Annotated in this window: 4 protein-coding genes; all 4 read left to right on the forward strand. The window is 56.9% G+C overall.

The window, feature by feature from the left end:
• The coding region (locus BGO62_RS15535; RefSeq protein ID WP_296644215.1) for a hypothetical protein at positions 1-383 on the forward strand (383 nt) is incomplete at its 5' end.
• Positions 380-1,195, forward strand: a complete 816-nt coding sequence (locus BGO62_RS15540) for a conjugal transfer protein TraF (protein ID WP_296644217.1) — start codon at positions 380-382, stop codon at positions 1,193-1,195. The genes BGO62_RS15535 and BGO62_RS15540, both read left to right, overlap by 4 nt.
• A 14-nt stretch (positions 1,196-1,209) precedes the next feature.
• On the forward strand, positions 1,210-2,679 hold the full coding sequence (locus BGO62_RS15545) for a conjugal transfer protein TraH (protein WP_296644220.1): 1,470 nt from the start codon (positions 1,210-1,212) through the stop codon (positions 2,677-2,679).
• A gap of 6 nt (positions 2,680-2,685) precedes the next feature.
• The coding region (locus tag BGO62_RS15550; protein ID WP_296644222.1) for a conjugal transfer protein TraG N-terminal domain-containing protein at positions 2,686-3,626 on the forward strand (941 nt) is incomplete at its 3' end.

The following is a 3,626-nucleotide window of genomic DNA, read 5'->3' on the forward strand; positions in this document are numbered from 1 at the left end:
TGCTTCTAACTCTTCTTGGATCCAGCCTTGAATCCGTGGCTGCTCCGACGCTACCTGAGACAGCCAATGTGCGAGGCTTGTTACTTGCGGCCATTGACTCACGGGACGGGACCGCCCAAGCCTGGCTCATCGGTGATATGGCTCAGAAGCTTAAGAACGACACGAAGGCGCCTCCGAACACGCGGGTCAAGGCATCCGTAACGACTGTGCAGGTTATCCGGCCCGGCTGTAAGCGGTTGAGGCTGGTGCTTGGCATGCCAGACCACAAAATGAGAACGGTGAATGGCACGATGGAGCCGTTCAGCATGTTCTACGAACTCAATCTATGCAGGGATGGCCAGCCGCCACAGGTCTCGTCTGTCGGGACGGGAGAGGCGCGTTGAAGCGACTGATTGCCCTGCTTGCTGCAGCGGCTTTGTTGATAAGCCAGGCAGCGTTTGCCATCACCGACTCGGGCCCTGCAAATAAAGGCTGGTGGGACGATACCCCGTGGCAAAACCCGGAGCGCGGGTTCAACTGGTATCCACCGGACGCACCGCCGGTGAAGAAGGACAAGAAGGTTGATACCAAGCCGAAGTCCATCAAGGCAATGACAACGATGGAGGATCTGCAGAAGGAGCTGGCCAGGCTAAAAGACCTGGCCATCATGCAGCCCACCCAAGCGAACGTGCGCAATTACCTTGAAGCGCAGACCTATGTGATGGACAAGAGTTCGGTCTTCGCCGACACCGCACGCCGCGTGGTATGGGCCACACCATCGGTTGACTACAACAACCGGTCACCGACGGCCACCTTCGCCCAGATCAACAAAAAGGATATGCGGCGTGAAGCGCAGGAGCAGACCCTGGCTGAGCTGTCGCGAGACTACGGCCTGATGTTTTTCTTCCGATCGGACTGCCCCTACTGCCATCAGCAAGCGCCAGTGTTGCGCCTGCTGGAGCGAAATTATGGTTTGCCCGTGATGGGCGTCAGCATGGACGGTGGAACCCTCCCCCAATTTCCTGACGCCAGGCGCGATAACGGCATCTCGATGACCGTGAGCAATGGCCAGGGCATCCAGATGGTGCCCGCGCTGTTTCTGGTTCATCGGGAAACCCGGCAGGCCGTGCCGATCGGCAGCGGCGCGCTGGCGATTGATGAAATTGTCGAGCGGATCCGCGTGTTGACCCGCACGCAGCCCGGCCAAGAGTTCTGAACAAGGAGTCCATCATGAAAATCAGCGTTCGTCTGAAGCCCATCACTCTCATGCTGGCCCTGAGCCTTGGGCTGGCCGTTCCTGCCACGACCTCGATCGCGGCCGGGTCGGACTGGATGAACGACTACTTCAATTCAGCAGGGGCGGCGATGAATGTAACGCCTTCCGCTGTGTACGAGTCGCAGGGGCAAACGACGATGGCGCTGGGAGGTTTTTCTTACCGCGCGCCGCAGCGCGCCACCAATCTATTCAGTTTCTCCCCGCCAGGCTACAAAGCGGGCTGTGGTGGGATTGACGCCTGGCTCGGAGCCTATGGCTTCGTCAACATGGATGCGTTCGTTAATGCGCTGCGAAACATCGGGCAGAACGCCGTGGGTTACTTCTTCCAGCTTGCCCTCAAAACCATGGCTCCCGAGATCGACGGGTTGCTGACCGATCTGTCGAAGACGATGAATCAGCTCAACCAGTTCCAGATCGGCAGTTGCCAGGCGATCAAACAGTATGTCGGTACCGCGCCGGATACCCGGAACATGGATATGGAGCAGCGTGCCCAGGTCTTCGGTTCGGCGCTCACCGGCTCCTATGGATCGTTCTTCAATGCCAAGGAAGATACCCAAACCAGTCCGGCGAACACGAAGGCCGCCTATGACGCGGCATGCACCGTGAATGCAGCGCTTTGCCTGGACAGTGCGGGAAAACCGGTACTGAAATCGGATTTCAACCTCGTTTACGACGCCCTTGAACGCGCGGGCGGGTATTCCAATGAAGAAATCGAACTGTACATTTCGCTATTCGGGACTATCACCTTCATCAGGAACAGCAGCGACATCGCCAGCGGCTTCACCACGGAATATTTCAAGCCAACCATCACGTGGGAGGATTTTTTAGGGCCGTTGTCCGGCACACACACCATGAGGATCCGTGAATGCCCGTCCGGTTCCGATTGTCTTCCCTATGCCTCGGCTACGGACGAAGGGACACCCCGTACAACCGTGGGGATGACGGCAATCGTGTATGAGCAGCTGAATAAGTTGAAGGACGCCATTGTCACCAGAACAGCGCTGACGGACCCGAAAGCGCTACAGGTGATCGCCATGACCAGCACGCCGATTTATCAGATGATCGCCCAGTCCATCCATAGCGGCCGTGGCTCGACTATTGTTGCCGATCGCATCATTGATGGGTTCTCGGAAGCGATCGCTACTGAAATCGCCTTCCGCCAAATGCAGGACATCAGCCGCGAGGTCGATGACGCGCTCAACAAGACCAAAACAGTTTCGGTTAAGGCCGATGTCAAGGCGATAGACGACTTCCAGGGGAAACTGGCCGAAATCAAGAACACGGCCATCAAGATCTACGGTCTCAAGCAGGAAGACATCTCCAAGAAGATGGGCAATGTAGCGATGATGATGGACTTCCAGCGTCAGATGTACACCAGCCTTGGCCCGCGCCTGACCTCCAATATCGAATTCGGCAGCCGCTGATCAGGCATGGATACGATCTACGCCTATTGGGACGCCCAGCAGATCAAGTACGTGCTCGACGCTGTAGCGATGCTCACCTCGATGAGCGACTACACCGGCTTGATGAAAGTCTTCGCGATATTCGGGTTGTTCGTTGCCGTCGCCACGACTTTCGTGAAGGCACGCGGCGAGGATGCAGCAATCTATATGCTGATGCTGGCCATCTGGTATGTGGGCCTCTTCTTGCCCAAGAAAGACGTGGTTGTTGTCGACGTGGCTGGTGGTTCCGGTACGTACACAGTGGCCAACGTCCCTCTGGGGCTCGCGGTTTTTGCCAGTGCGGAAAGCCACATCGGCTATTGGCTCACCAAAGTAAGCGAAACGGTATTCGCACTTCCTGGCGATATCTCCTTTGAGAAGACCGGCTTCATGTTCGGATCGCGTGCCATCAAGGATAGACAGAGCGTGCGCTTCTACGATCCCAATCTGGTCAGCTCCCTGACCAACCTGACCAAGGATTGTGTTTACCCGGAACTGAACAACAACGGACCTTTTTTCGATCAGATCATGAAGTCTGGCGACATCTGGGCAGACATCGCTCCCCAGATGAACCCCGGACTGCTGGTTCAGGTTTATGACAACGCTGCAGGCGTCTACAAGGTAGTCGGCTGTGATCAGGCCTGGTCTTACATTGATGCCCAGATCAACCCGCATGTTTCAAATGACATCCTGCCCCGCCTGGGTAGGATGCTCAACCCGAGCTCGCCTACCTCTGCAGCTGCCTCTGCGCTGGTGGCCGCTCAATTACCTGCCGTAGACAACTTTATTTTCGGGGTGAGTCAAACCGCGCAGGAATCCATTAAGCAAGCGGCGATGATCAACCTGATCGCGGACTCCACGGTTTTCGTGCCACAGATGATCGGCGATACGACATCGGCGCAGGTCGCGCTATCGACGGCGATGGCATC

This window comes from Thiobacillus sp. 65-1402 (assembly GCF_001897685.1).
In the GTDB taxonomy this organism is placed as follows: domain Bacteria; phylum Pseudomonadota; class Gammaproteobacteria; order Burkholderiales; family Thiobacillaceae; genus Thiobacillus.